Raw genomic sequence first — 26,953 nt, 5'->3', positions numbered from 1 at the left:
CTACGAAGGAGATGGACCATATAGTATAATAACAGGTTTAGGAACTTCAATAGGTACAGGAGCAGAAAACACAAATAAAATAGTAACTTATTTCGGAAGCGGAAATGGTGTCTATGCTGCTAAATTATGTAATGACTTAATACAAAATGGTAAAGATGATTGGTATTTACCATCAAAAGATGAATTGACTAAAGTCTATCAGTATTATAAGTATGGACCAGCTTGTTTGGATTGTTTTAGTATTAATGAAACACTTTGGAGTTCGTCTCAAAATCAGAGTGGTAATAGCTGTCCAGTATGTCCTTGGATAATTGATTTAGGTGGATTGCCTTCTAATTACCCAGATTCAGTAATCAAATATGAATCTCCACATCCGAATATTACTTTACATGTTAGAGCAATTCGTAATTTTTAAAGAATAGAGAAATTTTAATAATTAATTATAATAGAATGAAAGCAACTTTTTATTTATTTGGGTTTATACTACTTGTATTAACAGGGTGCAATAATAAAGCCACAAATGAGGGTACAGGTTTAAAATGTAGTGAAATTCAATCATGGAAAAATGATGAAGATATTATCAATTCAATTCAAGGGACTTGGGAAATGAAAAATGATGATTATTATGGAAGAAGAAGATTTCAATTTATTGGTAAAAATGGGAAAAGTTGGAAAAAAGAACCAAATAGTAATGTGTGGGTAGAAGATGAATCTTTTAAATTTCGTTATTCTGAAAAATATGAATTTAATACCAAAAGGAACCAAGGAAATGAATATTTATTGAATTTTGAAACAGGATTGGGTTCATATACTTTTGAAGTTAATTGTGTGTCAGGATTCTTTGTGCCATCAGACAGATATACTTATGGAGTTTCACTTTTGAAAATATCCCAATAAAAAAAGAGCCGATAACGGCTCTTTTATATTGTAAAACAATTTTACTCAATTTGGGATTTTAGACTTTTGACAAGATGAGCAACAACATCAACAGAAAAAGCTAAACCTAAAGTTTTAAGTTTTTCCGTTTTAGATATTTTTGGAACACCATCAACATAGTTTTCAGGAATGGTCATCAATCTTGAGTATTCTTTAATACTTGGGTGACGGTAACAACCGTTTGGAAAATCTAATTCATTAGGGTTACTTCCCGATTTTCCAAAATACCCAGATTGTTCTAATATCGATGGATACCTCAACAATTTTTCTTCAATAGGTAATTCCACAAAACTTTTATCCTTATATATTATGTTTCCAATATTCATCTTAAAATGTCTAAATATCCCATTGGTTAAAGTTACATTTCCCGATAGAATGACATTAGCTTTTTCTCGGTCCACATAACCGTTTTCTAAAATACTTGAATAATTAATTTCAATTGGTTTTGGAATTGAAACATTCGGAATATTAGTCCAATATAATCTTCTTCTATGGGCTGGAGTTATTAGAGCAGAATCAATTTTTAAAACCTCAACATCATTAAATATATTTTGTAGTTCAGAAGTAATTATATCTCTGTCTTTTGCCTTCATACTTGCTACATTTTCCATTAAAAAATAGAGTTTTTTATTAGCTGATTTAGAGTTTTTAATTTCTTTTAAAATTCTTAATGCTTCATAAAACAACTTTGATTCATCGCCTTCTAATCCTCTTCTATCTATTGGATTTATACTGCTTAAATTAGTACATGGACTACCAAAAATCACTAAATCAACCTCATCAGATAATTCAAAGCCATTTATATTCTTTACATCTCCAAGTTGAATAAAATTAGTATCATTTTCATAATGATGCTTTTGAATTGCTAAAGCTGTTTTATCAATTTCACTACTGTAATATTTGTTTATTTTAATTCCCGCTTTTTCTAATGCTAATTTGGCACAGGAAACGCCATCAAATAGAGAAAGTACATTAATTCCCTCATTTTTAAAATCTATCATATTTATCTTTATTGATAAATATTTCCGCCATGGGGAAAAGACCGATTTTTAAAGAATTAAAAAGATTAAAATTTCACAATCTCCCTATTCACAAGGATTCCCGAGTGAAAAAAAATTAAAAAAAGCTGGCGCAGGAACAAAATTCCTTGTACACTCGTGGTGTACACTATTAAAAACTATAAATTATGAAAAATACAACAATGGAAATCGCCAGAACAATACTAAATCAAATTAAATATGCGGACCGTTCCGCATTACTGGCATGGGGAGCAACTAATTTCGCTGCAATATCAGAATCGAAAGAATTTCAAGGCGGATTGAGTTTTATGGTAAACGGAATAATTCTCCAAGGTTGGGTTCAAGTTCGTTTGCGTTGGGTAGATGATTATACTATATATTTCTATAACCAACACAGAGACCTTGTTAAAACCGTTGAAGGCTGTTATTGTGACATGCTAGTTGATGTAATTGATTATATCGAGGGAAAATAATTATTCCAAATTTGATTATGAGCCTTACTTTAATAGTAGGGCTTTTTATTTTTCATAAAACTGAAAAAAAATCAAAAAAAGCTGGCACGGGAAACTATTTCCTTGTACACTCGTGGAAGTATTACAAATCATAAACGAACGTTTAACATCCGTAAAATTTTATAATGACAAAATTTATAGCATATTATCGTACTTCAACTCAAAAACAAAATTTAGGAATTGAAGCTCAAAAAACTTCTGTTCAAAATTATATAAAAAGCATTAGTGGAGAATTGTTCGGAGAAGTTGCAGAACAAGAAAGTGGAAAAAACGACAAACGTGAAGGATTGGAAAAGGCAATAAGATTATGTGAGAAACATAATTGTACTCTCATAATTGCTAAATTAGATAGACTTTCACGCTCAATTTCATTTCTATTCCAATTACGTGACCGTGTTGCCAAAAATAACATTGAAATTAAAGCTTTAGATATGCCTAGTTTTAACACGATGAGTCTTGGTATATATGCTACAATGGCACAGGCTGAAAGAGAAGCAATTTCAAGTAGAACTAAATTGGCTCTTTTAGAAAGAAAAAAACAAGGAATTAAATTAGGTTCTCCAAAGAATTTAACCCCTGATGCACGGAGAAAAGGTGTTGAAAGTATAAAACAAAAAGCTAGGAATAATAAAGCAAATATTCAAGCAACAGCTTTAATTATAGAATATAAAGAAAAAGGGATAGGTTATGAAAAGATTGCAAATAAATTAAATGAATTAAATTTTAAAACCACTAAGGGAAAAATGCATAGTTCCACTAGTGTATATCGATTGTATAAAAGATATTTGGAATTAAATCCTTAATAAAAATTATATTTCTCAAAATCATATGCAATTTCTTCAAACATATTTCTCCTTTTTTTATCTCGAAATTTATATTCTCCCTTTTCAGTTTCTACATCAATATGCAAGAAAGCAAATAAGTCTTTTTCACTTCTAAAATTAAAATGTTCTTTTAGTTTTTGAATGGTTGGTTTATGGTCTCCTTTTATTTCAAGTATTCTCCTTCCAAACATTATTGAAGTAGAAAATGATTTAAACTTGTCTGAATGTCTAAAACCAAATTGATTTAGGCATTTTTTAATTTCTCTTGACAAACTTGGTTGGGTAATTCTATTTCCTGAATTCATAGTGAATATTGGAATGTTCAGAACAGGTTTCGTTTTGTATTCAAGTAAATCTTTATTCCTTAAAATTGTTAAATTATCTTTTATTGGATATGCAGAAAAATTATTTTTGTCATTAGAAAAAACGAAGAAACTTAATAAGCTTTCTTTTATTTGAGAAGATAGGCTAAGTTTATATTTTTTTAAATAGATTGTGTCAATAACTGCAATACTTTTTTCATCTTCATTTATAATTAATACATCTTCCCAATTTAAATTTATTAACGATGAGGGTCTAATTCCTAAATGTAGGCTTAATTTTAAAAGCAATTTAATACTATTTATATTTTTTTCTTTTGAATTTATTTTTTCCAAAAAAAGCAAAAAGGAGTTGAATTTTTGAAAATAATATCCCTGGTTAAAGTTTTTGTCTTTAAGTTTTACAATATTTCCTCCATCTATAAGATTGATTTTATGTATTTCAAAATGAATTTCATCTTTAGATTGATAACCAAGAAAGTTTAGTAGTTCACTATTTAATTTAAATCCAAAATGTTGTTTTAAATCCTTACTTATCTTATTGTTATATCCATTTACTTCTAACACCTTTCTACCAAATATCCTTTGCGTGTATGTTTTAAAATCATACAACTTTATAAACTCTTCCTTTAGTTTTAGATTATAAAAATAGTATTCTTTACTACTTAAAGTTATAACAATAGATTCATATAATAAGTCAATATTCTTCTTGTATTCTTCAGGTATTTGTTCAATTATGGAATCTTCTAATTCAAACTTAAAATCTAAGCTATTGATAATATTTAAAAGCTTAGATTTAATTATAGGAGTTACAGGAATTAAATAATTACGAAGTGTAAGTTGGTCTTTTACATCAAAATCATTTTCTGAATCAAGACTTAATATATCTTTCCACTTTAAATCTGTAACAAGTCTAATATCTAAACCAGTTGTGAGGCAAATGATTAGTAATATTTTATTGATTTTCGAAAAATTATCTCCTTTAAATCTTATACTATCAGTCAATAATCCTTCATAATTTATGCAAATATTTAATGATTGCGTGATATTATACATAAAATAGACTTTTTAATTTTTTTTTAAATTCAAATATACTCAAAAATATCAATAATTATAAGATAAAGCTTATTTGCGTAAAATATGTATGAATTTGGAACTTGCTTTTTTTACTCATTTTTCCGTCATATCTTTGTATTGTTGAAATGAATTAATAACCTTTAAAATCAGATGATTATGGATTGGAATTAAATAACAATAAGTTTCTAAAAATGAAACGAAACATTACACTAGCGAGAGGTAGTTGATGAACTTCAAAATTCCGAATCAGGAAATAACAAAATCAAAAAAAATATTTAATCACAATAATATTGGGACACCAGTACAGGTAATCTATTGCCTAAAAAGAAAGAAATAATAACAATTTTAAAACTCAAACATTATGAAAACTTCAAACAAAAAAGCAATGAGACAAGCAATTTTAAATTACATGAAAAATGATTCTTATACTAAAAAAGAAGAAATCTATGCTCAATTGATTATCAATGTCATGGAAGAAGCTAACAAATTTGGAAAAAATCTTGATAACGTTTTTATTAATCATAATATTATCGAGGATATTTTATTGACTAGTTCAGTTACCACTTATCTTCATGATGCTTTTGGAAGAAGCAAAGATGAGTTTCCTACAAAATTTATTAAAGTTTGCAATGAATTAAAACAACAGTTTGATTCAGACTATCCAAATGCTAGTGAATACAACGAAAAATATGTTGATTTATATTATACTTCAAATTGTTTTGGAGTTAGAATTTTCATGAGAAAAATTATTTCAAGAATTGTTTTTCCATTGGGTATCGAAGTAAAAGTCCAACCATTATTTGTACGCTTAGGAATTCACACTGATGGAATGTTGAATATTGCTTGGGAAAAGGGTAAAAAAGGTGGAGTTTATGTAATGCAAGATGACTGTGAAATTGCAAGAAACCTTACTGAATCTGAAATGAAATTATTGGAAGACCAAATTAATGAAGCAATAAGATTAAATAGTCATGAAGTATTGGAATTTGATGATTTAGCTGATATTATAGATGCTTTTGTGGCTCAAGCGGCCTAATCATAAAAGTCAATTCTCAATGCAATGGAGAAGAAAAATTAAATAAAGCTGGCGAGAATCAAATTTTCCTTCTATCCTCGCAGATATTAAGCAATAAAATGCTTGAAAATTAAAGTTCAAAAAAAGTGAAAGAAATGTAATCTTTCACGAAATCAAAAAAACATAAAACACTGTTAATCAGTAGAAAATATTCGGTGAAATATCCGAACAGGGATTCTTTTATGCTGACTTAACTAATTTATTAATTAAAAAACAAACACTATGAGAAAAAGTATTTATGCCAATTTAACCGAAAGAGAGTTTAACCTATTGTGTCAATTTATGAAAGGGAGAACCGTTGATTTTATTAATCCATTTTGGAGAGTAAATTTTATGTCTGGGTTAAGAGATTATTCGAAAGAAAAAGAAAATCATTTTGAAAGCTATAATGTCGACAAAGATGAATTGTTTGAAACACTTAATTGCTTGCTTAATATTCAATTCATTGGGTTAATAGAATCTATAGACGAATACTGGGAAGATGAAGACAAATACCACGATTCAGATATGATTTGTACTCGATGTAAGATTGAAATGATGCAAAATTCAATTGAAATTCTTGAACCTATTCGTTGGATTCCTGAAGAACAAACTATTGAAGAGTTCATTTACGAAAGTATGGATAAGGAATATGATTTTTTTGTCAACCTACAGGATATAAATGGAAAGTCAAAAAGTATTTGGGTTGTAAAAGAAGAAGATTTAATGGGGTTTATGTTGTCAATTTCAAATGAAAAATACTTTGCAAGAATCCAAAGAAATGATGGATTTGTAAATTATGATTTTGTATCATTTTTAGATTAAGAGAATAATTAGATTAATCAAAATACTTAAAAAAAGCAGTCATTTTTTTAGATAATAACTGGCTGTTTTTTTTAATAGAATCAACTTAATAAAAACAAAAACTATGTTAGCTATATATTGTAGAACTTCAAATTCAAAATCAGGAAAAAAAGATTATTCTATTGAGTCACAAAAAGAGGGTGGTTTAAAATTAGCAAATAAGCTGGGGATAAAATATGAGTTTTTCGTTGATGAAGGAGTTTCTGGAACAAAAAAAATTAGACCTGCTTTTGGAGAAATGATGAAACTTATTTCAAAGAAAAAAATAACTCATGTTTATTGTTTTGACCAATCGAGAATTGAAAGAGATTCAAATATATGGATATATTTTTCTGCGGAATGTATAAACAATAAAGTAGCTTATTATCCAGCTGGAAATGAATACAAACTTGATGATGCTACAAACATGTTAATGGCTTCAATTCTTTCACTTGTAAACAGTTATCATGTTTCTATGACTAGTTTAAAGGTAAAAAGTGCTAATGAAAAAAAGTTTTTAAAAGGTAAAACTCACGGGCTCATTGCTTATGGTTTCACACGAGACAAAGACAATAATTTTATTCTGGAAGAAAATGAAATTGAGGTTGTAAAAAAAATTTTTGCTTGGAAACTTGAAGGATTGGGTAATTATCATATTGCGAATAAATTAAATGAATTAAAAATTCCAACAAGAAAGAACTCTAAATGGAGAGGTGTAACAATTGATGGAATTATAAAGAACAAAATTTACATAGGTAAAAGAATTTGGTCAAAAAATGATAAAGAAAATAGAGTTGAAACAGAAATTCCAATCAAAGTATTTGAAGAAGATTATTTTAATAAAGTAAACGAATTTTATGCAAGTAAAAGAATAAAAGTTGGTAAAAAGAAGGAATTCAAATATCTACTAGATGAGGTTCTTTTTTGTTCTAAGTGTGGACAAAGATATTTTGGGAAGAAAAGACAAGAAATAACCAACTCTCAATACAAATGTTGGGGTCGCTCTATTTCTACTAAACATGTATGTCAAGATAATAGAGGAGTAAATATTGAAAAAATGGACACATTTATAATAAAACATCTTTTTGAAAGTAAAACTTTAAAAGAAATGCTTATTCATGCTCCAAAGAATGAAGGGGAAGTTGTTTTGTTAAACAATGAATTGAGTAAAAAGAAACAATCTATAGAAACTGAAACTAAACAGTTGAATAAATTATATAATTTAATTATTAATCCTGATTTTTTAGATGATGAAAAAATTCAAAGTGAATATCTAAAATCTAAAAGGAAAATAATTAAATCAAAAAGAGAAATAGAATATTTAAAAGAAAAACTGATTATCGCTTCAAATCAAGAGAGAAATTCAAAGACAAGAGAAACAATCGAAAGTTATATTAAAGATATTGACTTTATATCTTTAAAAAAAATGGTTAACTCACTAATTGAAAGGATTGATATTGATTATGATAGGGCACCAAATTCCCATGGTGGAAATTTCACTTTTAAAATAAAATATAGAAATTATGATGAGGTATCAACTTTCATTGCAAAATCATCTTTATATGAATTTAACTGGATTCTAAATTATAGAAATCAGGCTATAAGTCCAGAACAATTAGAAGAAGATAGAAATAGAGTTCTAAAAAGAATACGTTTTAAAGGTAAAGCAGAATATGAATTACATAAAAAAAGATTTAATGAATTAATTAAACTAGGATTAATCAAAAAAACCAAGAATGGAGAATATATTAGAAAAGATATAATTCATGATGATGAATTAAGAAACCCGTTTAGTGAAACTTTTATTGGAGATGAGAGATTAACTTATGTTAATGAGAAATTATCTTTTACTTATGAAGAATTGATTAATTTGAATTGATTATAAGTTAAATTACCATTATTAAAAGATTTTAAATAAGTTCTTTCTAATTATAGAGTTAGTATAATTTTATATTTTTGGTTAAATTCTATTTCATGAAAATATCATTTAACACTAAAGAAAAAATATATAATTATTTAGTATCATCTAAAGCAAAACCTTTTTGGAATGAAACTGAAATTCAATCTCCTCTAGGATATAATTTTTTATCTGAAATATGGGAACTTGATATTATGCCAGCAATAGATAACATTTTTTTAAATGCTAAAGAAGAAATAGAAAATAATTTAGACAATAAAACATGGACATTTGATGATGTATTGCTTGATTATTTAAACATTTTGAATGATACAAAAGCCTTTATAAGACTTATTGAGGAGATAATTTCTCCAAAGTTTGTTTCTAATTCAGGTGAACTTGCATTGCTCTTATTTGCAATAAATAACGAACTCGAAGATGATAATCTTCATTTAAAAAAAGATGAAATCAATAATTTTTATAGAATAACAAAATTAACTGAAGATGATTTATATGGAGTAGAGTTTAGAAAAGAAAAGTTTAGTTTTTTTGTAATTGAAAAATATGAAAAAATTCCACCTGAGATTTCAGCATTATCTGAATATTTCATTTTATATGAAAGAGATTGGGACGATTATTCTAATAAAACAACATTTTCGTTAAGCTACTGGAATAAAACTGAAATGATTGAAAATTTTGGAGACATTAAGATAATGACAAAAGGCGATAAAGAAACAATTAATTCAATTCCTAGAAGTTTTTCAATAATACCTCAAAAATTTTGTTCACTTGGACAAAAAGAGCAGTTTTATTTATCTCTTTTTGAATTATTCCCTGAAGATTTTTTTACTATTTTATTATCAATTGGGGATTGCGCATTTTATCCTGATAAACTAGAGGCGTTTGAAAATCACCACAGATTTGTAAATTCATTAATTAGAAGTGATGATACAGAAAGACTTTTACGAATCATAAAGTATAAGATACTCAATTATGACCTTTCAAAACTTTTTGAATTTAAATATGAATTTCAACCAATTTACTCACAAAGTCCAATTGATATTAAATTTGAGTTTCCAGCAAATAACCTTGATAAATATGGTTTTTATCCAGATGAGATAATTTCAAACAGAATTTATGCTATAATAGGTAAAAACGGTACAGGTAAAACACAATTACTAAACTCACTCCCGAAGAATATATTAACCAATAATGAGAAACTTTTTAACCCTAGAATTCCTGGATTTAGTAAATTAATTCATGTTTCTTATAGTATATTTGATACATTTAAATCATCTTCAATCCCAAATAAATCACAATATATTTATTGTGGTTTAAAAGATGAAAATGGTGAGTTAATTGATTCCAAAAAATTATTGCTTAGATTCCACAATTCATGGAAAAAAATTAAAGCAAAAGAAAGAATGTCAATGTGGATACAAATTTTATCACAAATAGTTGATGAAGAGCTTTTACGTCAATTTATTATAGAAGATAACGATGGAAATTACAATAATCTATATAAAGTTGATATTCCAAAGTTTCATGAAACGAAGGATAAAATGAGCTCAGGACAGAATATATTGCTTTTTATCATTACTGAAATAGTAGCTAATATTCGTTACGATTCTTTAATATTATATGATGAACCAGAGACACATTTACATCCAAATGCGATTAGTGAACTTATAAATACAATTTATCAGTTAGTTGATAAGTTTCAATCTTTTTGTATTATTGGAACGCATTCACCACTAATAATTCAAGAATTATTATCTAAAAATGTATTCATCATGGAAAGACGTGAAAATCTTCCATCAATAAGAAAAATTGAAATAGAATCTTTTGGAGAAAACTTATCTAAACTCACGGAAGATGTTTTTGGAAATCGTGATGTTTCCAAAATGTACAAAGAAATTATAAAAGAGTTGGTTTCACACGATAAATCATTTGAAGAAATTGTAAAAATATTAACAACAGATGATACACCTTTAAGCCTAAATGCAAAATTGTATATAGCTAGTCAAATTGAGCGAAATGAAAAATCTTAATCAATCAAAAAGAGAGCCTTTTGAATTCCACAAAAATGTTGTAAATTCTACAAGTAATAGAGCTAGTGACATATTATATAAAGACAGGTTATTAGCACTCCACCCTAACATTAGTATTCTGTATGATTCCTTTATTAAAAATAATGCGGCAAATGATTTAATATCAACACTACCTTATAATTACTCTGGAATTGAAAAAGAAGATTTACTTGGTCTTTATAATTTTAAAAGAAAGCTTATACAAGAACTTTTACTAGAAGTTACAACTATTGATGGTAGAATTATTTCAAGGTGCCAAAACTGTACAATAAATAATATTAATTCTTTTGACCACATACTACCTAAAGAAGAATTCAGTGAATTTTCTGTAAACCCACTTAATTTATTTCCAAGTTGTACTGAATGTAATTCATATAAAGGGAAATATTGGAAAAATAATGGAAAACCATATTTTCTTAATTTATATCTTGACATACTTCCAAACACTCAATATTTATTTGTTAATTTAAATTTTGATAATATTACTCCAAAGGTAGAGTTCTTCATTAAAAATATTAATGAAATTGACCCCATTTTTTTTTCAATTATTGAAACACATTATGATAGGTTACACCTTTGTGAAAGATTTTCCGCATCTATTGATTCTGTAATTAGTCCTTTAGTGAGTATGGTAAAGGCCTCTCTTGAGGAATTAGAATATTCAATAATCCAAAAAATTGTAATTAATTCTCAATTTGAAAATCAATTAAAACATGGATTTAACTACTGGGAAGCAATACTAACATTAGCATTAATAAATCATCCTGACTTTTTAAATTATGTTAAAAAAAGTTGATTTTATAAATTTAAGCTACCTTAATTATATGTTTCAACATGTTGATTCTTTTAGCGGCTGAATTATTTAATGGGTCTGAAATGTGTTTGGTAGTTCTAGAGGCATGTGGAATTTCAAAAAACACTTTTTTAAATTCAGAAATTCCTTTTTGAGTCGAATGTTTTTCGCTGAATTTGTGAAAAACAGCTTCTAACCCGTTGTGATTTTTATAGATATTTTGTAACGATTGAATAAACGTAATTGCATCTAAGTTATTGAAGGTACGATGTACAAAATGATCTAACTTTTTTAAATCTTTTGCGGTGTGATGCATGACAAAATCAAAGGGAGCATTACCCATTGCATCCATTAATTTTTGGGCACTTTTGATAATCATTTTTCGGTTTCCCCATGCAATCGTAGCAGCTAAAAATCCTGCAATTTCAATGTCTTCTTTACTAGAAAAAGCATGTGGAATTTGGATAGGATCGGTTTCAATAAAATTAGGATTGTTGTATAAGGTTACCTTTTCGTCTAGAAATTCTTTAAGCTGTTCTTTTGTCATTATTGTTATTCATTGGTAGCCTTAATATTACCATCCACCATAGTTAATTTGCGATCTGCCATATTTGCTAAATCTTCATTGTGGGTTACAATTACAAAGGTTTGTCCAAATTCATCTCTTAACTTAAAGAATAATTGGTGCAAATTTTCTGCAGAATGCGTATCTAAATTTCCAGAAGGTTCGTCTGCAAAAATTACTGCGGGTTTGTTAATTAAAGCACGAGCAACCGCAACGCGTTGTTGTTCTCCTCCTGAAAGTTCACTAGGTTTGTGATGTAAGCGATGTGATAAACCTAAATAATCTAATAATTTTGTAGCTTCCGCTTCCACTTCTTTTTTATCTCTTTTGGCAATTAATCCAGGGATAAAAACATTTTCTAAAGCTGTAAATTCAGGTAAAAGTTGGTGAAATTGGAAAATAAAACCTAAATGTTGGTTTCTAAAGCGCGACAAATTTTTGTCTTTCATTGGAGTTACTTCCTCACCATTAATTTCTAAAAAAGTTCCAGATTCAGTTGTTGGTTTATCTAAGGTTCCTAAAATTTGTAATAAAGTGGTTTTTCCTGCTCCTGAAGCTCCAACTATAGATACAATTTCTCCTTTTTTAATATGTAAATCGACTCCTTTTAATACATGAAGACTGCCGTAATATTTATGTAAATTTGTTGCCTTAATCATCTTTCAATCATTTGTACAAAGAAACTATTTTTTTTCTAATTCTGAATTTTAAACCTGATACAATTTATTTTCGTAAATAATAAATATAAGTTAAAATGTAAATTTGTTTAACTTATTTAGTATATTTGTTAAACAAAAAAAGAATAACATGAAATATTTAATTTTAGTTAGTTTTTTTATTTTACAAGCTTGCCATTCTCAAGAAGGGAAGTTTAAACCAAAAGAATTTAAAGAACCAATAGCCGTTACTATGAACGAAAATTTAGAAGTTGCCACATTTGCTGGTGGTTGTTTTTGGTGTACTGAAGCCATTTTTTTAGAAGTGAAAGGAGTTCAAAAAGTAACTTCAGGATATATAGGAGGAAAGACGAAGAATCCAACTTATAGTGAAGTTTGCGGAGGTGCTACAGGTCATGCAGAAGCTATTCAAATTACTTTTAATCCAAAAGAAGTTGCTTATCAAGATTTATTAGAAATATTTTTTGGCACGCATGACCCTACTACTTTAAATAGACAAGGAGCTGATTCTGGAACCCAATATAGAAGTGAGATTTTCTATTATTCTTTGGAGCAAAAAGAAAAAGCAGAGCATTATATTGAGTGGCTTACCAAAGAGAAATTATATGCTAATCCCATTGTGACCCAAGTAACCGCTGCAAGTGAGTTTTATCCAGCAGAAGAATACCATCAAGATTATTACAATCAAAATTCATTGCAAGGATATTGTCAAATGGTAATTGCTCCAAAATTGGAGAAATTGAGAAAATACTACAAATCGAAATTGAAATAAGAAAGGGAATGAAAATGAATACGCAACTTGAAAAAGAAATATTTGAGATTATAGGAGATAATCATCAAATGACTTCGGCTGAAACGCCATTGAGGAAAGATGCTTTTGATAAATCAGATGAAGCTAAAATGGAAGTTATTGAAGAGCATTTTGCTGTAATTATGAAAGAATTAGGTTTAGATCTTACAGATGATAGTTTAAAAGGGACGCCGCATCGGGTAGCTAAAATGTTTGTTCAAGAAATATTTTCAGGATTAAATCCTGCGAATAAGCCAAAAATTTCGGTTTTTGATAATTCCTACCATTATGATAAGATGTTAGTGGAAGCCAATATTAGTTTTAATTCCACTTGTGAGCATCATTTTTTACCAATTGTAGGAAAAGCGCACATTGGGTATGTATCTTCTGGAAAGGTAATTGGATTATCTAAATTGAATAGAATTGTAGATTATTATGCAAAAAGGCCACAAGTTCAGGAACGCATGATTATGCAAATTTTTAATGAATTGAAAACGGTTCTAAATACTGAAGATGTTATTGTTGTGGTTGAAGCAACCCATTTATGTGTTTCTAGTAGAGGGATTAAAGATGAAAGTAGTTTTACTTCTACTTTGCAATATGGAGGCGTTTTTAAAGAGAAAGCGTTTCGAGATGATTTTTATAAATTAATTAAGAAAGAATAATTTTTTGGCATTTATTTTGTTATCTTTCAGTAGATTAATTTTTAATTTTTTTTAAATGGCTGAAGAAGCTCAAATCATAACTAAACCCAAAGCATCTAGTAAAAAATCAAAATTACTCTTGAGTATTTTATTTGATGTAATAGGCATGCTTTCCTACATTGTTCCTTTGTTTGCTGAAATTACCGATGTAATTTGGGCACCTATCTCGGGTTTACTTTTACTATATATGTATAAGGGAATGACGGGAAAAGTAGCGGGTATCATTGGATTTATAGAAGAGGCCTTTCCTTTTATCGATTTTATTCCTACGTTTACCATTACTTGGATTTATCAATATGTAATAAAAAAAGAAGAATAAAAAATCCCGAATATCTCGGGATTTTTTATTGGAATTTATTATCAAAAAAATTAGCGATAAAACCTAATTTCATTTTATAAAGCATCTTTTTTTCAAATTCCCAAAAAAACTTAAATTGTCCGAAAAAAGTACCAATTAAAACTAACAAGACTTGGTATAAAGGAAAAATAAGCAGCAATCGAACTGGCCAATACAACCATAATGACATGCTTTCTTTTGTTATTCCTATGGCATTTGTAATAGGTTTAGAAATATATGCAGCAGTAGAACCTGTTATAGCAAAAACAATAAAAATGATGAGAAGTTGCCAATTGGAAGTAATATTCCAGCGTTGTTTCAGTTTCTTCATGTAGTGTTAAATTCGTGGCATAAACATTCCAAGTCGTTGCTTGTTTTTTAATTGAAAATAGACAAGGTAGTTGTAAATCATATAATTTACTTCATATCCATAATCGATGTTGCTATCGTAATTAATTTGTAATTCATATAAATTGGGATTGAATTGATAGGGGTTCATAGCCCTGCGATTCCATTCTAAAACCCAAACTCTATTTCTAGATTCTAAATAACTTTGAGAATAAAAATTTCTAGGTCTTGCATTGGTATTAAACCAAGACTGAAATCCAGCATCAATAATAGTAACTTCATATTCAATCTTATCATTTGCAATATGAATCGTATCACTTTCTAATTTTGGTTTATCAGTTGACGCAATATTTTTAGTAGTATCACAAGCCATTGCAATTCCTATAATACTAACTACTATGATAAAATATTGTTTCAAAATAAATACCTATTAAATAAAAATAATCTATTCTTTATTCTGTTATAAAGATAAAAAAAAGCACCGACATAGTCGATGCTTTTAACATATTTGAAATATTCATTTGTTATTTTTTACCAAATAAACTTCCTAACAAACCACCTAAGCCACCTTTTTTCTTAGTAACGGCTGAAATGGCATCGTTAACATCTACTTTTCCATCGTTATTTTGATCTAATACCGAATTTAATAAACTACCTCCAAGTGAGCTACCATCTGTGCTACCTCCTAATAAACTTCCTAAAATACCTCCTAAACCTTCACCGTCAGAAACGCCTTTGTTTTTAGTTTGTTTTCCTAAATAGCCCATAATAATTGGAGCTAACATGGGTAATATTTTGGAGATAATACTGCTAGAAACACCTGTTTTTTCACTAATGCCTGTTTCAACTGCACCTAATTTGTCTCCTAATAAGTGACCTAAAATTTTAGAACCGTCAGTGAAATCACCACCATTAATAAAACCTCCTAAGTTTTCTAAAATGCTCCCATCATGTTTTCCACTTGTTACTGCATTTATTAAGCCTTCTGCACCGTTTCCAGAAAGCAAATTTCCTTGCATAGCTCCTAATAGAGCAGGTAAACTAGAAGAAACTACATCGCTCGCTTGAGAAGGATTTATTCCAGTTTTTTCACTAACGTTACTTACTATTTGTTTTCCTAAATCGCTGTTTAATAAATCTAAAATTCCAGACATGTTATTGTTATTTGAGTTGGATGTTAAAGTTAGTGATTTTTTTAATTGTTTTTCAATAAGCTGATAATTTGTTCTGCTAATTCAGTTCCAATTCGATCCTGTGCTTCCATTGTAGCCGCTCCGATATGTGGTGTTAGAGAAATTTTTGGATGCATCAATACTTTCATTGCTGGAGTAGGTTCGTCTTCAAAAACATCTAATCCTGCAAATAAGACTTTTTCTTCATCTAATGCTTCTACTAGAGCTACCTCGTCAATAACTCCACCACGAGCGGCATTTACGATACCCACATCTTCTTTCATGAGTTTTAATTCCTCACGACCAATTACATAACCTTCTTGAGCAGGAACATGTAGAGTAATGAAGTCAGAATGCTTTAATAATTCTTCCATAGGTTCTGTTTTAATGTCGACATTTATAAACTGCCCGTTATAGAAATCAACACGAATTACAGCTTCCCCTACATATTTATCAGATGCAATTACTTTCATGCCTAAACCTAAAGCCATTTTTGCAACTGCTTGACCAATTCTTCCAAAACCAATTATTCCTAGCGTTTTTCCTTTTAATTCAATACCATTTGCATAGGCTTTTTTCAAACCATTAAAATTAGTGTCTCCTTCCAAAGGCATATTTCGATTAGAATCATGAAGAAATCGTACACCTGTAAATAAATGTGCAAACACTAGTTCGGCTACGCTTTCACTTGAAGATGCAGGTGTGTTAATGACATGAATTCCTTGTTTTCTTGCATAATCGACATCAATATTGTCCATTCCAACACCACCACGTCCAATAATTTTTAAACCTGGACACGAATCAATGATATCTTGTCTAACTTTGGTTGCACTACGAACTAAAATTACTTTAACATCGTGTGTGTTGATAAAGGTTGCTACTTGTTCTTGCGCTACTTTTGTGGTAATGACTTCAAATCCTGCTTTTTCTAAAACTTTAATTCCTGCTTTTGAAATACCGTCATTCGCTAATACTTTCATGGTTTTTATTCTTTTTATAATTTTGATTTTTTAAATGAAATTAAAAATCGGATTTGTAATTTGTTAACTGTTTTTTTCTAATTCTTTCATAACGTCTACCAATACTTGTACGCTATCTAAAGGTAAAGCATTGTACATAGAAGCTCTGTATCCGCCTACTGAGCGATGTCCATTAATTCCAGAAATACCTGCTTTTTTCCACATACTATCGAAAAGTTCTTGATGGTTTTGATTTTCCAATAAAAAGGTGGCATTCATATGGCTTCGATCTTCTTTTACAACTGTTCCTTTAAACAGCGGATTTCGATCAATTTCAGTATATAATAAATTTGCTTTCGCATCATTTATTTTCTCAATAGCACTTATGCCTCCTGATTTTTTTAACCATTTTAAAGTTAATAATGAGGTGTAAACGGCAAACACCGCTGGAGTATTGTACATGCTTTCTTTAGCGATATGTTGTTCGTAGTTTAAAATATTTGGAATAGCTCTTCCTGTTTTTCCAAGAATTTCTTCTTTAACAACCACTAAAGTTGTTCCAGCCGGACCCATATTTTTTTGAGCACCTGCATAAATTAAGTCAAATTTTGAAAAATCAATGGATCTTGAAAAGATATCAGAGCTCATATCACATACCATTGGAATATTTGTGGTAGGAAAAGATTTCATTTGAGTTCCAAAAATCGTATTGTTTGAAGTACAATGGAAATAATCAGCATCTGTTGGAATACTATAATCTTTTGGAATGTAATTGTAATTAGCATCTTTAGAAGTGGCAACTACTACTGTTTCACCAAACGCTTTGGCTTCTTTAATAGCTCCGCTTGCCCAAGTACCAGTGTCTAAATAAGCGGCTTTACCATTTATTTTCATTAGGTTGTAAGGAATCATTAAGAATTCTAAGCTTGCGCCTCCTTGTAAAAATAAGGCCTGATATCCTTTGCCTTCTAAATTCATTAATTCTAATACTAAAGCTCTTGCTTCTTCCATTACAGCAACGAAATCTTTACTTCTATGTGAAATTTCTAAGATAGATAATCCACTTTCGTTAAAATTTAAAATTGATTTTGAAGCTTCTTCAAATACTTCTTGAGGAAGAATGCAAGGACCTGCACTGTAATTGTGTTTTTTCATTGGTAATAATTTTATTTCAAAATAGATTTGAAAATAGTTGTGTTTTATAGAGGTAACAAATTTCGGAAATACACTTTATAATAGCATTTCTTTTTAATATTAATTATGCAATGTTATTAACAATAACGTTGTAGTAAATATATTATATTGATAGTAAAAATGCAATAGTGTCAATGTTATCGGCGTAATCCCAAAGATTTGGTTTTTGAGTTTGACCAAAAGAGATACTTTTTAAAATTTGGTTTTTACTCACGATGCATTGTATTTTATCTTCTTCATTTTGTAGTTTTTCAATCACCGTATTGAAGCTATCGTAATACTCATAAAAAACTGAGGAAATTGGAGAGGCATAATTTTCATCTTCTTTTAAAGTTAAAAAACCATTGTCTAATAATTTGTAATTACTCATTAAATAAACAGCTTTATTGTAATCGTAATTATTAGCATATTTTTCATATCGAATGATTTCTTGATAGCTAAACATAGCATTGAAAAAAGTATCAAAATTGTATTCTTTAGGAATGAAAATTTTAGAAACATTTCTACAACCTAAACCAAAATATCTAAAAATATCTTCTCCTAAATGGATTAAATCATCTTGGGTTTCTTCACCAGTTAAAATGGCAACCGAATTTCTGTTCTTTCTAATGATACTTGGTTTATTTTGAAAATAGTATTCAAAATAACGTGCCGTATTATTACTTCCTGTTGCAATTACTGCATCAAAATTTTCTAGTTTACCTTCTACAAAAGTAATTTTATCTTGAAATCTCTGGTCTAGGCTTATTAAATATTTCGACAAAAATTGAATTAAATGCTGATCATTGGAAGAAGTCTTAATTAAGGCTTTATGTCCTGTAATCAATACGCTCAGAAAATCATGAAAACCTACTAAAGGAATGTTTCCGGCTAAAATGAGTCCAACATTTTTCTCATCATCATTCTTGAAATCATAAGAAGATAGCCATTTTTCAATATTTTCTTTGGTTAAAGCTTTAGCCCATGATGCTAATGAAAAACAAACATTTTCTTTGGTAAACCAACCATTATGGGATTGCGATAAATCAATTAAATCTACCATTTGGTTATAAAATAAAGAGTTGTTTTTTATAGTGTCCTTTTTGGTATAATTTTCAGTTGAAAATTGTTCTAAAAACTGACCTAATTCAATAAAACATTCTTTTATTTCATTTTGTAACATTTGTTTTTTGCTTTTAAGGGGTTTACGTTGTATTTTTGCACAAAAATAATGATTTAGTTAGACTATTTGCTTAGATTTATAAAAACTTCTACCGCAAATAACTAACTTTTAAGTTTTAAAAATATGGCAATAAAAATAACAGACGAGTGTATCAATTGTGGAGCATGCGAACCAGAATGCCCAAATACAGCTATATATGAAGGTGCAGACGATTGGAGATATAAAGATGGTACTAAATTATCAGGTAAAATTGTTTTACCAGACGGAACCGAAGTAGATGCGGATGCTGCTCAGACTCCATTATCAGATGATGTATATTATATTGTTCCAAGTAAATGTACCGAATGTAAAGGGTTTCATGAAGAACCCCAGTGTGCGGCAGTATGTCCAGTAGATTGCTGTGTGCCTGATGAAGACTACGTAGAATCGGAAGAAACCTTGTTAAATAGGCAATCTTTTCTACATAATGAATAAAAGAAGCTCCTCTTATGAGGAGTTTTTCTTTTTTAAAAGAAAATTCCTAATAGGTTATTTTTTAGTCTTTTTTATTTTTTTCTTATATAAATATATAGAAATAAAAGATTTCGATTTAATTCAAGGTAAAGTTATAGCTATAGAAAAAGTAACAGTAAAAGAATGTTCAAGAAGCGGAGGATGTAAATATGTTGATAAATATTTACCTGTTATAGCGTTTTATTGTGGAGATAAAAAAATGGAATTTAGTGAAGGAGGAGAAATTGTGTTTAATTCCTTAGATGCAGGAGATAAGGTTGATTTGTTTGTGGATACCAATAATTGTTATAAAGTGAAAATAAATAAATTGTTTTATTATTGGATACAAATACCTGATTTAATACTAATTGGGTTACTGTTATTAATTATGACAGGAACTATAAAGGTTTTTTTAAATGATGTTTGATAAAATATTTTGTATAGTAACTTTAAAAATTAATTTGAATTCAAAGTTTAATTGCTGTATACTAAAAAGCAGAAAATGTTGTTTTTAGATTTAAAAAGCTTGCTTTTATTTAAATATTCCTATTTTTGTTAAAATTGTTATTGCCGATGAGAAGAATTTATTTTCTTTTTTTGATTATATGCTGTCTAAAATCTTTTTCTCAAGAGAAAGAAATCACCATTGTATTTAGAGATATTGAGAGTCAACTTCCAGTAGATGAAGTTACGCTTACCATTCTTCGTACTAAGGAAAGTTTTATTTCGAATGCAGATGGAATGGTGAAAATTTTATTAAAACGTCCTTCTTATTTAGAAGTTAGTCATTCCTCCTATAAAAAATTTATCGTAAAGTCTATAACGCTTAATGAGGAAGAGAATGTTATTTATTTAGAGAATACGGTAAATAAATTACCTGAAATTATTTTAACTAAAGACCATCCCCAAGATATTTTAAAGAAAATTGTAGATAATTCGAAAGAGAAATTATCGGTTCCATCTAATTTGAGAGTTTATATTAGAGAATTTTTTAAGAAGAACGATGCTAATATTTTATATAACGATGGATTGGTTAATTTTCAAATTTTAAAAGATAAGTCTTCTATTAAAACGGATATTTTAGTGGAACAAAATAGAGTTTTGGGAATTCTTAATGAAAAGACAGATAAAGATATTTATGGGTATAATTTGAATAATTTAATGGAGAATTATTACAAATTTAAATATCTTGATGAGGTTTTGGATAACAAAGTAAAGAAATTGTATGATTTTCAAATTAAATCATATCCTGAAAATGAAAATTATTATCAGTTAATTATAAAACCTTTAGAAGAAGCAAAAGGATATTTGTTTCATTATACTATTTTATATGACCATACCAAAAGAATCATTATTGAAATCGATAATTTTATAGAACCAGAAAGAGCAGAAGAGCATGCTGATTATAGTATTTCTGGTAAAAAAAATGTTTACAAGTCTGCTTTTAAAATGACTTACAGGGTAAAAGGAAATGAAGAGTATTATTTAGTATATGCTAAAGAAGAAATTGGTTTTTTAGCGAAACAAGATAAAGAAATGATAAAAACAGAAGTGAGAAATTATTTTGTAACCAATAAATTTACTAAACGATTGTTCACTTATGACGCAAAAGAAGTCTTTAAAGATAAAACCTTGTTAAACCGTTCTAATACTATTCTTACTGATTTTTGGAATATAGACTCTGGTTTGGTTTTAACGCAAGAAGAACAAGACTTTATTGATAGTTTAACTGGGGCATACGAAGAAACACAATAAAAAAAGCGAATCAAACGATTCGCTTTTTTTATTCTATGTATTATGGATTAAATTTTATCTTTGAACTACAAATTTTTCCATTGTAATTTTATCATTTTTGTAATCAAAAGTTTCTAAAATTAGATTACCATCTGCATCAAAATAACCAAAAGATACTTTGTCATCGCTTCTGTAAATATAATTGTTGTTAGAAGTTTTTCTTAAAACTCCAGCTTCAGTATTGGATGGGTTTAACATAGTATATCCATTACCTTTTTGAATAATTTGATATTTTTTTCCATTTTCACTATTGTAGTATGCAGAACGATCTACATCTACATATTTTGTTTCTCCGTCAACTTTTACTTTAGTAGTTTTGGTAACATCTACTTTGGCTTCCTCTTTCATTGGAATGTTAATTCCTTTTTGTTCTGACATTTCAAGTTCTACATTTTGAACTTCTTTTGTTTCAACAGTTTTTACAATTTTCTTTTCTCCTTTCGAATCTTTTACAGTCGTTACTACTGTTTCAGTTTCCTTTTGCACGTTTTTATTTTGAGCCGATATCGATAAAGTGGCTACTAAAAATACCGATGTTAAAAATAGATTTTTCATGATTTCATTTTTTAATGTTATGGTACAAAGCTACTATGAACTCATGCTATATGTGTTACATCATTTTTTGGGCTTTTTATATAATTATTAGATTGGTACTATCTTTCTTACCTGTAATAAAAAAGGTTACTTCATAGAAGTAACCTTTTAAATAGTTATGGGAAAGTTTTTAAAAATCGAAACCTAATCTTGCATAATAATAGGCGCCACTAAAACCCATTTGTACAGAATCCCAGTATCCTCCAGCTTCCGTGTCTCCAATTTCATCTTGCTTATCTGGATACACGTTTAATAAATTATTGCTACCAATAGATAGTTTTAGGTTTTTAGTAAATTGATATCCTAATGTAACATCTGTAACAATTTTTGCATCATATACATCATCTTCATTGGAGTAATCTACTAAAACTACTTTGCTAAAACGAGTAAAAGCGAGTCCGCTGTCAAACTTATTCTTTTTATACGTAAGATTTAATGCAAACTTGTTGGAAGGGGCAGAAGCTAGTAGAAATGCTTTTTCTCTCTTACCAAAAAAAGTTTCTTCATCTAAAGTGCCATTGTTTACACGATCAATTTTCATGTCATTTATATTACCCACTAAAGTTGCGGTATACAAAGCATTTCCAATGTTTTTTTTCCAAGCAATAACTAAATCCAAGCCCAATGTTTTTGTGTCTACTCCATTCGCAAAAAACTGTGCTTCAGAAACGCCAATATTTAAAGCTGAGGCATCAAAATAACCAGTTAAAATGATACGGTCTTTTACATCTATTAGGTAACCGTCAATAGTAGTGGTGAAATCGCCAAAATTTGCCGTTACTCCTAAAGAGCTATTTATGGCTTTCTCTTGGTTTAATTTTTCAATTCCAAAAGCTCTGGTAACCGGACTATTATTTGGGGATAACAATACTTCTGTCGCACCAGAGGAATTAAAATTGGTAAACCTTAAATTATAATAAATTTGAGCTAAAGAAGGGGCTCTAAATCCTGAACTTACAGAACCTCTTAGATTAATTTTATCGGTAAGTTTCAATCGAGAAGCTATTTTACCATTTATAGTGGACCCAAAATCACTATAGTTTTCAAAACGTAAGGCACCACTTACTAAAAATGACTGTGTTACATCTAGTTCCGAATCAACATATAAAGAAATGTTACTTCTGTCTTTAACTAATTCATTGGCTAAACTGTAGCCTGGAAAACCTTGTGAACCACCCGGTCTTGGATTTCCTGAAATAGGATCCACTGGAATAGTTTGGTTAGCAGGGTCTGTTACCACTTGTCCGTTCACATCATAAGTTGCATAAGAGCCTTCTTCTCCAGCAAAAATGCTAAATTGTTCTGTACGGTATTCCGCTCCAAAAGCGAAGTTTAATCCTTCTAAGATTGTTTCGTAATTTTTTGAAAAGTCAAAATTTAAAGTGTTTTGGCTTAAACTATGTCCTCCTGCATCGAACTCTGTAGGAGAAGCTTCTTCTAAAGAAGCATTTAAGGTTCCTTTTATAGTATAATGAAAAAGGTTTTTACCAAAAGTATTACTGATATCGATATTCCAGCCATTATTGGTTTTGGTCTTTATTCCTGCTGCAATTGAAGTATCAAAAATTACTGAAGTAATTCTTGGTGTAAATCCTCCAGGATAAATGTTTTCTACCACTCTTTCACCATCATTTCTAGTAAAAGCATAGGCGTCGGTATTTCTATAATTCCTACCTCCAAAGACATATAGTTCGGTGCGATCTGACAGTTGGGTAGCGATGTTTCCAAAAAAATTAAAACCATTAATTTCAGCTTCACCAAAACCTTTTCTAAAATCATATCCAGGGCGTAAGGTTTTATTTTTATCTAAATATTCTAAAGTAAAATTTGCAAAACCTTTTTCACCGAGTTTTACTCCATAATTAGTAGCTACTTTTAAAGATTCGCCATCTAATTTTTTGTCTTTTCCAAAAGAATTTCCGTTACCATTTTCATCCAAACGATATCCTTCGGTATTAGGTGTGCCAGGTAAAAAATCTCCTTTTGCATTGGTATTGTAAGCGCCATAGGTAATATTCCCAGAAACCCCTTCTGTATTGTCTTTTAATACAATATTAATTACTCCAGCAATGGCATCAGAGCCGTATTGCGCAGAAGCACCATCTCTCAGGATTTCGATTCGCTTAATTGCGTTTGCAGGTATGGCATTTAAATCAGTTCCAGTGTTTCCTCTTCCACGAGTTCCAAAGAGATTAATTAATGAGGATTGATGCCTTCTTTTTCCGTTGATTAATACTAACGTTTGATCAGGTCCTAATCCTCTTAAAGAAGCAGGGTCTACGTGATCAGCACCATCTGAACCCGATTGTTTGTTTGCATTAAAGGAAGGGGCTACATATTGTAGTAATTGGTTAATTTCAATTTTACCACTTTGGGTAGTTACGTCTTTTACATCAATAACATCGATAGCTACAGCCGATTCGGTGACGGTTCTTTTAGGGCTTCTTGAACCTACAATTTGAACTTCTTGTAATTGCTGTCCTTCCATTAAAATAACATCAATAATACTAGTTTCGGTAGTTTTTTCAGTTGTTTTAAATCCGATGTAGCTAAAAACTAATAATGCACCTTCGTTTACGGTAATGTTATATTTACCACTAAAATCAGTTACCACACCATTTGAAGTGTTTTTTTCAATAACGTTTACCCCAATAATAGGCTCACCAAATTCGTCAGTTACAGTTCCAGAGATTTCTTTCTGAGAAAAGAGCAATTGAAATCCTGTAAACATTAATAATAATGTTAGTTTTTTCATAAAAATCTGTTTATTTGTTTGTAAGTGTAAATATAGTTTAAAAAAAACGGAATTCTTTTTTGTAATTGAAATAATAAATTATTAAAATAAGCGCAACTTTGAGACTTTATAACTTTTAAAGTATATTTGCAAACTTTAAAATGAATTAGTTATAAAAAATATACTATGAAAGCAGGAATTGTAGGCTTACCTAACGTTGGAAAATCAACACTATTTAATTGTTTATCAAATGCTAAAGCACAAAGTGCTAACTTCCCATTTTGTACAATTGAACCTAACATTGGTGTTGTAAATGTGCCTGATCCAAGAATTGTTCGTTTGGAAGAATTGGTGAAACCAGAACGGGTGCAAATGGCAACTGTTGATATTGTAGATATTGCAGGATTAGTAAAAGGAGCAAGTAAAGGTGAAGGGTTAGGAAATCAATTTCTCGGAAATATTAGAGAATGTAATGCGATTATTCATGTATTGCGTTGTTTCGATAATGATAATATTGTACATGTTGATGGAAATGTAAATCCGATTCGTGATAAAGAAACAATAGACATTGAATTGCAATTGAAAGATCTTGAGACAGTTGAAAAAAGATTAGAAAAAACCAATCGTGCTGCTAAAACTGGAAATAAAGAAGCTCAGGCAGAAAAAGCCTTATTGGATCGTATCAGAGAAACCTTATTGCAAGGTAAATCGGCTCGTACCGTTGTGGCTCAAAATCAAGATGAAGCGGAATTAATGGAAGAATTTCAGTTGATTACTTTAAAGCCTGTTTTATATGTGTGTAATGTGGATGAAGCATCAGCCGTTTCAGGAAATAAATATGTTGAACAAGTAAAAGAGTTAGTAAAAGACGAAAATGCAGAGGTGATTGTTCTTTCTGTAGGTGCAGAAGCCGATATTACTGAATTAGAAAGTTATGAAGAACGTCAAATGTTTTTACAAGACATGGGATTATCTGAACCAGGTTCTGCAGTTTTAATTCGTGCCGCTTATAAATTGTTAAACTTACAAACCTATTTTACGGCTGGAGTGAAAGAAGTAAGAGCTTGGACTATAAAAATTGGAGATACAGCTCCTAAAGCAGCAGGAGTTATTCATACCGATTTTGAAAAAGGATTTATTAGAGCAGAGGTTATTTCTTTTGAAGATTATTCCAATTATGGTTCAGAAGCGAAAGTAAAAGAAGCAGGAAAATTAAGAGTGGAAGGAAAGGAATATATTGTAAAAGATGGAGATGTAATGCATTTTAGATTTAATGTATAATGTCTAAATTTATTTAGATTTTAAAATAATTTAAGAAATTATATAGGTAAAACCGTTGTAGTGATACAGCGGTTTTTTATATTTGTTAAAATTATCTTAAAAACTATGAATGCTATTCAGAGACAATTAATAATAGATATTCATAAAGTGGCTGATGCTATTCCAGGTGTTGTCATTATCAATGATGTGGCTACTAGAAAGGTCGTTTATATGTCTCAAAAGGGCTTAGATAATTTTGAGATTACTCTAGAAGAACTTGAAAAATTAGGGAGTACCTATTATTATAAATATTTTAACGAAGAGGAAGCAGGTAGAAATTATTTGGATTATTTACAATTTATAGCCAAAAATGATATTTCCCAAACCCTTACTTATTTTCAACAAGTACGAAAAAATAACAACGAACCTTGGGTTTGGTATTTATCGGTTAATAAAATAATACTTCAAGAAAACGGATTACCGTCTTTAGTTTTGACATTGGCACAACCCGTTAGTGAATTAACCAGTGTAGTGAATCGTTTGGATAAATTGATGGAAGAACATTTATTTTTGAAAGAGAGCCTTCATAAATTTTCTTTAATTAGCGAAAGAGAAAAACAAGTTTTAAAACTTTTAGCATTAGGGAAAACCAATGATGAAATTGCTAAAACCTTATTTATTTCTATAAATACTGCAAAAACCCATCGAAAAAAAATAAAGGAAAAATTAAAAGCAGAAACTACTATAGAACTTCATAAATATGCTAGTGCTTTTCGTTTAATATGAAAATCATCACTTGTGGGTAT

Annotated in this window: 27 protein-coding genes and 3 pseudogenes; 18 read left to right on the top strand and 12 right to left on the bottom strand. The window is 29.2% G+C overall.

The window, feature by feature from the left end; translation table 11 throughout:
• Both NHF47_RS14080 and NHF47_RS14075 read left to right on the top strand, forming a co-directional pair.
• Positions 1-415, top strand: a pseudogene (locus tag NHF47_RS14080) (hypothetical protein); the annotation flags it as partial.
• Between the two features lie 35 nt (positions 416-450).
• Entirely contained in the window at positions 451-897 is a 447-nt protein-coding gene (locus tag NHF47_RS14075; protein ID WP_252765534.1) for a hypothetical protein, read from the top strand.
• Positions 898-938: 41 nt separating this feature from the next.
• Here NHF47_RS14075 and NHF47_RS14070 read toward each other — a convergent pair whose 3' ends face one another.
• Positions 939-1,937, bottom strand: a complete 999-nt coding sequence (locus NHF47_RS14070; protein WP_252765533.1) for a DNA cytosine methyltransferase — start codon at positions 1,935-1,937, stop codon at positions 939-941.
• 200 nt (positions 1,938-2,137) lie between these two features.
• On the opposite strand from NHF47_RS14070, the gene NHF47_RS14065 reads away from it, so the two are divergent.
• A complete protein-coding gene (locus tag NHF47_RS14065; RefSeq protein WP_252765532.1) occupies positions 2,138-2,428 on the top strand; it encodes a hypothetical protein in 291 nt (96 codons plus the stop codon).
• Between the two features lie 164 nt (positions 2,429-2,592).
• The gene (locus tag NHF47_RS14060) at positions 2,593-3,270 is read left to right on the top strand and encodes a recombinase family protein (RefSeq protein ID WP_252765531.1); all 678 of its coding nucleotides are present in this window, start codon (positions 2,593-2,595) and stop codon (positions 3,268-3,270) included.
• Here NHF47_RS14060 and NHF47_RS14055 read toward each other — a convergent pair.
• Positions 3,267-4,667 carry a hypothetical protein gene (locus NHF47_RS14055; RefSeq protein WP_252765530.1) on the bottom strand — a complete coding sequence of 467 codons (1,401 nt, stop codon included), beginning with the start codon at positions 4,665-4,667 and terminating at the stop codon, positions 3,267-3,269. The two genes, NHF47_RS14060 and NHF47_RS14055, sit on opposite strands and share 4 nt — an antisense overlap.
• 382 nt (positions 4,668-5,049) lie before the next feature.
• On the opposite strand from NHF47_RS14055, the gene NHF47_RS14050 reads away from it, so the two are divergent.
• The 6 genes and pseudogenes from NHF47_RS14050 to NHF47_RS14030 all read left to right on the top strand — a co-directional run bounded on the left by NHF47_RS14050 (position 5,050) and on the right by NHF47_RS14030 (position 11,368).
• Positions 5,050-5,724, top strand: coding sequence for a hypothetical protein (locus NHF47_RS14050; RefSeq protein ID WP_252765529.1), 675 nt, complete (start codon positions 5,050-5,052; stop codon positions 5,722-5,724).
• A 261-nt stretch (positions 5,725-5,985) separates the two neighbouring features.
• Positions 5,986-6,567 (top strand): hypothetical protein, encoded by a 582-nt coding sequence (locus NHF47_RS14045; protein WP_252765528.1) that lies wholly within the window; start codon positions 5,986-5,988, stop codon positions 6,565-6,567.
• Positions 6,568-6,670: 103 nt separating this feature from the next.
• Positions 6,671-8,464, top strand: a complete 1,794-nt coding sequence (locus NHF47_RS14040) for a recombinase family protein (RefSeq protein WP_252765527.1) — start codon at positions 6,671-6,673, stop codon at positions 8,462-8,464.
• A 95-nt stretch (positions 8,465-8,559) separates the two neighbouring features.
• A pseudogene (locus NHF47_RS17320) lies at positions 8,560-8,937 on the top strand (hypothetical protein); the annotation flags it as partial.
• Positions 8,938-9,906: 969 nt separating this feature from the next.
• A complete protein-coding gene (locus NHF47_RS17315) occupies positions 9,907-10,533 on the top strand; it encodes an AAA family ATPase (RefSeq protein ID WP_374670180.1) in 627 nt (208 codons plus the stop codon).
• Positions 10,520-11,368: a hypothetical protein gene (locus NHF47_RS14030; RefSeq protein WP_252765525.1), complete on the top strand. Its 849-nt coding sequence runs from the start codon at positions 10,520-10,522 to the stop codon at positions 11,366-11,368. The genes NHF47_RS17315 and NHF47_RS14030 overlap by 14 nt, the downstream gene beginning before the upstream one ends.
• 37 nt (positions 11,369-11,405) lie before the next feature.
• Here NHF47_RS14030 and NHF47_RS14025 read toward each other — a convergent pair.
• Both NHF47_RS14025 and NHF47_RS14020 read right to left on the bottom strand, forming a co-directional pair.
• Positions 11,406-11,912, bottom strand: a pseudogene (locus tag NHF47_RS14025) (DUF2400 domain-containing protein); the annotation flags it as partial.
• 5 nt (positions 11,913-11,917) lie between these two features.
• Positions 11,918-12,589 (bottom strand): ABC transporter ATP-binding protein, encoded by a 672-nt coding sequence (locus tag NHF47_RS14020; protein ID WP_252765524.1) that lies wholly within the window; start codon positions 12,587-12,589, stop codon positions 11,918-11,920.
• A 148-nt stretch (positions 12,590-12,737) separates the two neighbouring features.
• Here NHF47_RS14020 and msrA point away from each other — a divergent pair, with 148 nt between their 5' ends.
• The 3 genes from msrA to NHF47_RS14005 are packed head-to-tail and all read left to right on the top strand — an operon-like array spanning position 12,738 to position 14,420.
• Complete coding sequence (msrA, locus tag NHF47_RS14015; protein ID WP_308219270.1) at positions 12,738-13,379, top strand: peptide-methionine (S)-S-oxide reductase MsrA; 642 nt, start codon at positions 12,738-12,740, stop codon at positions 13,377-13,379.
• An 8-nt stretch (positions 13,380-13,387) separates the two neighbouring features.
• Positions 13,388-14,062, top strand: a complete 675-nt coding sequence (gene folE, locus NHF47_RS14010; protein WP_252765523.1) for a GTP cyclohydrolase I FolE — start codon at positions 13,388-13,390, stop codon at positions 14,060-14,062.
• A 55-nt stretch (positions 14,063-14,117) separates the two neighbouring features.
• The gene (locus NHF47_RS14005; RefSeq protein WP_252765522.1) at positions 14,118-14,420 is read left to right on the top strand and encodes a hypothetical protein; all 303 of its coding nucleotides are present in this window, start codon (positions 14,118-14,120) and stop codon (positions 14,418-14,420) included.
• Between the two features lie 25 nt (positions 14,421-14,445).
• On the opposite strand, the gene NHF47_RS14000 is transcribed toward NHF47_RS14005, so the two are convergent.
• The 6 genes from NHF47_RS14000 to NHF47_RS13975 all read right to left on the bottom strand — a co-directional run bounded on the left by NHF47_RS14000 (position 14,446) and on the right by NHF47_RS13975 (position 19,273).
• Positions 14,446-14,769, bottom strand: coding sequence for a DUF6787 family protein (locus NHF47_RS14000; RefSeq protein ID WP_252765521.1), 324 nt, complete (start codon positions 14,767-14,769; stop codon positions 14,446-14,448).
• Positions 14,770-14,775: 6 nt separating this feature from the next.
• Positions 14,776-15,204 carry a DUF6146 family protein gene (locus NHF47_RS13995; protein WP_252765520.1) on the bottom strand — a complete coding sequence of 143 codons (429 nt, stop codon included), beginning with the start codon at positions 15,202-15,204 and terminating at the stop codon, positions 14,776-14,778.
• A 106-nt stretch (positions 15,205-15,310) separates the two neighbouring features.
• The gene (locus NHF47_RS13990; protein ID WP_252765519.1) at positions 15,311-15,940 is read right to left on the bottom strand and encodes a DUF937 domain-containing protein; all 630 of its coding nucleotides are present in this window, start codon (positions 15,938-15,940) and stop codon (positions 15,311-15,313) included.
• A 41-nt stretch (positions 15,941-15,981) separates the two neighbouring features.
• On the bottom strand, positions 15,982-16,938 hold the full coding sequence (locus NHF47_RS13985) for a D-2-hydroxyacid dehydrogenase (protein ID WP_252765518.1): 957 nt from the start codon (positions 16,936-16,938) through the stop codon (positions 15,982-15,984).
• A 63-nt stretch (positions 16,939-17,001) separates the two neighbouring features.
• Entirely contained in the window at positions 17,002-18,072 is a 1,071-nt protein-coding gene (gene serC / locus NHF47_RS13980) for a 3-phosphoserine/phosphohydroxythreonine transaminase (protein WP_252765517.1), read from the bottom strand.
• A gap of 142 nt (positions 18,073-18,214) precedes the next feature.
• The gene (locus NHF47_RS13975) at positions 18,215-19,273 is read right to left on the bottom strand and encodes an acyl-CoA reductase (RefSeq protein ID WP_252765516.1); all 1,059 of its coding nucleotides are present in this window, start codon (positions 19,271-19,273) and stop codon (positions 18,215-18,217) included.
• Between the two features lie 123 nt (positions 19,274-19,396).
• Between NHF47_RS13975 and NHF47_RS13970 the strand changes: the two genes are divergently transcribed.
• The 3 genes from NHF47_RS13970 (at position 19,397) to NHF47_RS13960 (ending at position 21,520) form a co-directional block, all read left to right on the top strand.
• Positions 19,397-19,747 (top strand): 4Fe-4S dicluster domain-containing protein, encoded by a 351-nt coding sequence (locus NHF47_RS13970; protein WP_252765515.1) that lies wholly within the window; start codon positions 19,397-19,399, stop codon positions 19,745-19,747.
• Positions 19,740-20,192 carry a hypothetical protein gene (locus NHF47_RS13965; RefSeq protein ID WP_252765514.1) on the top strand — a complete coding sequence of 151 codons (453 nt, stop codon included), beginning with the start codon at positions 19,740-19,742 and terminating at the stop codon, positions 20,190-20,192. Before NHF47_RS13970 ends, NHF47_RS13965 begins: the two co-directional genes overlap by 8 nt.
• 146 nt (positions 20,193-20,338) lie before the next feature.
• Positions 20,339-21,520 (top strand): hypothetical protein, encoded by a 1,182-nt coding sequence (locus tag NHF47_RS13960; RefSeq protein WP_252765513.1) that lies wholly within the window; start codon positions 20,339-20,341, stop codon positions 21,518-21,520.
• A gap of 54 nt (positions 21,521-21,574) precedes the next feature.
• Here the strand turns inward: NHF47_RS13960 and NHF47_RS13955 are convergent, their stop codons facing one another.
• Both NHF47_RS13955 and NHF47_RS13950 read right to left on the bottom strand, forming a co-directional pair.
• Positions 21,575-22,114, bottom strand: coding sequence for a hypothetical protein (locus NHF47_RS13955; protein WP_252765512.1), 540 nt, complete (start codon positions 22,112-22,114; stop codon positions 21,575-21,577).
• A gap of 169 nt (positions 22,115-22,283) precedes the next feature.
• Positions 22,284-24,908 carry a TonB-dependent receptor domain-containing protein gene (locus NHF47_RS13950; RefSeq protein WP_252765511.1) on the bottom strand — a complete coding sequence of 875 codons (2,625 nt, stop codon included), beginning with the start codon at positions 24,906-24,908 and terminating at the stop codon, positions 22,284-22,286.
• Between the two features lie 165 nt (positions 24,909-25,073).
• On the opposite strand from NHF47_RS13950, the gene ychF reads away from it, so the two are divergent.
• Together ychF and NHF47_RS13940 are read left to right on the top strand one after the other, a co-directional pair.
• Positions 25,074-26,168, top strand: coding sequence for a redox-regulated ATPase YchF (gene ychF, locus NHF47_RS13945; protein WP_140998738.1), 1,095 nt, complete (start codon positions 25,074-25,076; stop codon positions 26,166-26,168).
• 105 nt (positions 26,169-26,273) lie between these two features.
• Positions 26,274-26,933 carry a response regulator transcription factor gene (locus NHF47_RS13940; RefSeq protein ID WP_252765510.1) on the top strand — a complete coding sequence of 220 codons (660 nt, stop codon included), beginning with the start codon at positions 26,274-26,276 and terminating at the stop codon, positions 26,931-26,933.
• Positions 26,934-26,953: the final 20 nt, after the last annotated feature.

The sequence above is a fragment of the Flavobacterium sp. NRK F7 genome (assembly GCF_024054195.1).
In the GTDB taxonomy this organism is placed as follows: Bacteria; Bacteroidota; Bacteroidia; order Flavobacteriales; family Flavobacteriaceae; genus Flavobacterium.
The sequence above is the reverse complement of the archived record's forward strand: the minus strand, read 5'-3'. Positions and strand labels throughout refer to the sequence as shown.

Excerpts from the sequence above, each read along its gene's own strand:
- NHF47_RS14075 (WP_252765534.1), top strand. The coding sequence starts at position 451 with ATGAAAGCAACTTTTTATTTATTTGGGTTTATACTACTTGTATTAACA.
- NHF47_RS14070 (WP_252765533.1), bottom strand. The coding sequence starts at position 1,937 with ATGATAGATTTTAAAAATGAGGGAATTAATGTACTTTCTCTATTTGAT.
- NHF47_RS14065 (WP_252765532.1), top strand. The coding sequence starts at position 2,138 with ATGGAAATCGCCAGAACAATACTAAATCAAATTAAATATGCGGACCGT.
- NHF47_RS14060 (WP_252765531.1), top strand. The coding sequence starts at position 2,593 with ATGACAAAATTTATAGCATATTATCGTACTTCAACTCAAAAACAAAAT.
- NHF47_RS14055 (WP_252765530.1), bottom strand. The coding sequence starts at position 4,667 with ATGTATAATATCACGCAATCATTAAATATTTGCATAAATTATGAAGGA.
- NHF47_RS14050 (WP_252765529.1), top strand. The coding sequence starts at position 5,050 with ATGAAAACTTCAAACAAAAAAGCAATGAGACAAGCAATTTTAAATTAC.
- NHF47_RS14045 (WP_252765528.1), top strand. The coding sequence starts at position 5,986 with ATGAGAAAAAGTATTTATGCCAATTTAACCGAAAGAGAGTTTAACCTA.
- NHF47_RS14040 (WP_252765527.1), top strand. The coding sequence starts at position 6,671 with ATGTTAGCTATATATTGTAGAACTTCAAATTCAAAATCAGGAAAAAAA.
- NHF47_RS17315 (WP_374670180.1), top strand. The coding sequence starts at position 9,907 with ATGTCAATGTGGATACAAATTTTATCACAAATAGTTGATGAAGAGCTT.
- NHF47_RS14030 (WP_252765525.1), top strand. The coding sequence starts at position 10,520 with ATGAAAAATCTTAATCAATCAAAAAGAGAGCCTTTTGAATTCCACAAA.
- NHF47_RS14020 (WP_252765524.1), bottom strand. The coding sequence starts at position 12,589 with ATGATTAAGGCAACAAATTTACATAAATATTACGGCAGTCTTCATGTA.
- msrA (WP_308219270.1), top strand. The coding sequence starts at position 12,738 with ATGAAATATTTAATTTTAGTTAGTTTTTTTATTTTACAAGCTTGCCAT.
- folE (WP_252765523.1), top strand. The coding sequence starts at position 13,388 with ATGAAAATGAATACGCAACTTGAAAAAGAAATATTTGAGATTATAGGA.
- NHF47_RS14005 (WP_252765522.1), top strand. The coding sequence starts at position 14,118 with ATGGCTGAAGAAGCTCAAATCATAACTAAACCCAAAGCATCTAGTAAA.
- NHF47_RS14000 (WP_252765521.1), bottom strand. The coding sequence starts at position 14,769 with ATGAAGAAACTGAAACAACGCTGGAATATTACTTCCAATTGGCAACTT.
- NHF47_RS13990 (WP_252765519.1), bottom strand. The coding sequence starts at position 15,940 with ATGTCTGGAATTTTAGATTTATTAAACAGCGATTTAGGAAAACAAATA.
- NHF47_RS13985 (WP_252765518.1), bottom strand. The coding sequence starts at position 16,938 with ATGAAAGTATTAGCGAATGACGGTATTTCAAAAGCAGGAATTAAAGTT.
- serC (WP_252765517.1), bottom strand. The coding sequence starts at position 18,072 with ATGAAAAAACACAATTACAGTGCAGGTCCTTGCATTCTTCCTCAAGAA.
- NHF47_RS13975 (WP_252765516.1), bottom strand. The coding sequence starts at position 19,273 with ATGTTACAAAATGAAATAAAAGAATGTTTTATTGAATTAGGTCAGTTT.
- NHF47_RS13970 (WP_252765515.1), top strand. The coding sequence starts at position 19,397 with ATGGCAATAAAAATAACAGACGAGTGTATCAATTGTGGAGCATGCGAA.
- NHF47_RS13965 (WP_252765514.1), top strand. The coding sequence starts at position 19,740 with ATGAATAAAAGAAGCTCCTCTTATGAGGAGTTTTTCTTTTTTAAAAGA.
- NHF47_RS13960 (WP_252765513.1), top strand. The coding sequence starts at position 20,339 with ATGAGAAGAATTTATTTTCTTTTTTTGATTATATGCTGTCTAAAATCT.
- NHF47_RS13955 (WP_252765512.1), bottom strand. The coding sequence starts at position 22,114 with ATGAAAAATCTATTTTTAACATCGGTATTTTTAGTAGCCACTTTATCG.
- NHF47_RS13950 (WP_252765511.1), bottom strand. The coding sequence starts at position 24,908 with ATGAAAAAACTAACATTATTATTAATGTTTACAGGATTTCAATTGCTC.
- ychF (WP_140998738.1), top strand. The coding sequence starts at position 25,074 with ATGAAAGCAGGAATTGTAGGCTTACCTAACGTTGGAAAATCAACACTA.
- NHF47_RS13940 (WP_252765510.1), top strand. The coding sequence starts at position 26,274 with ATGAATGCTATTCAGAGACAATTAATAATAGATATTCATAAAGTGGCT.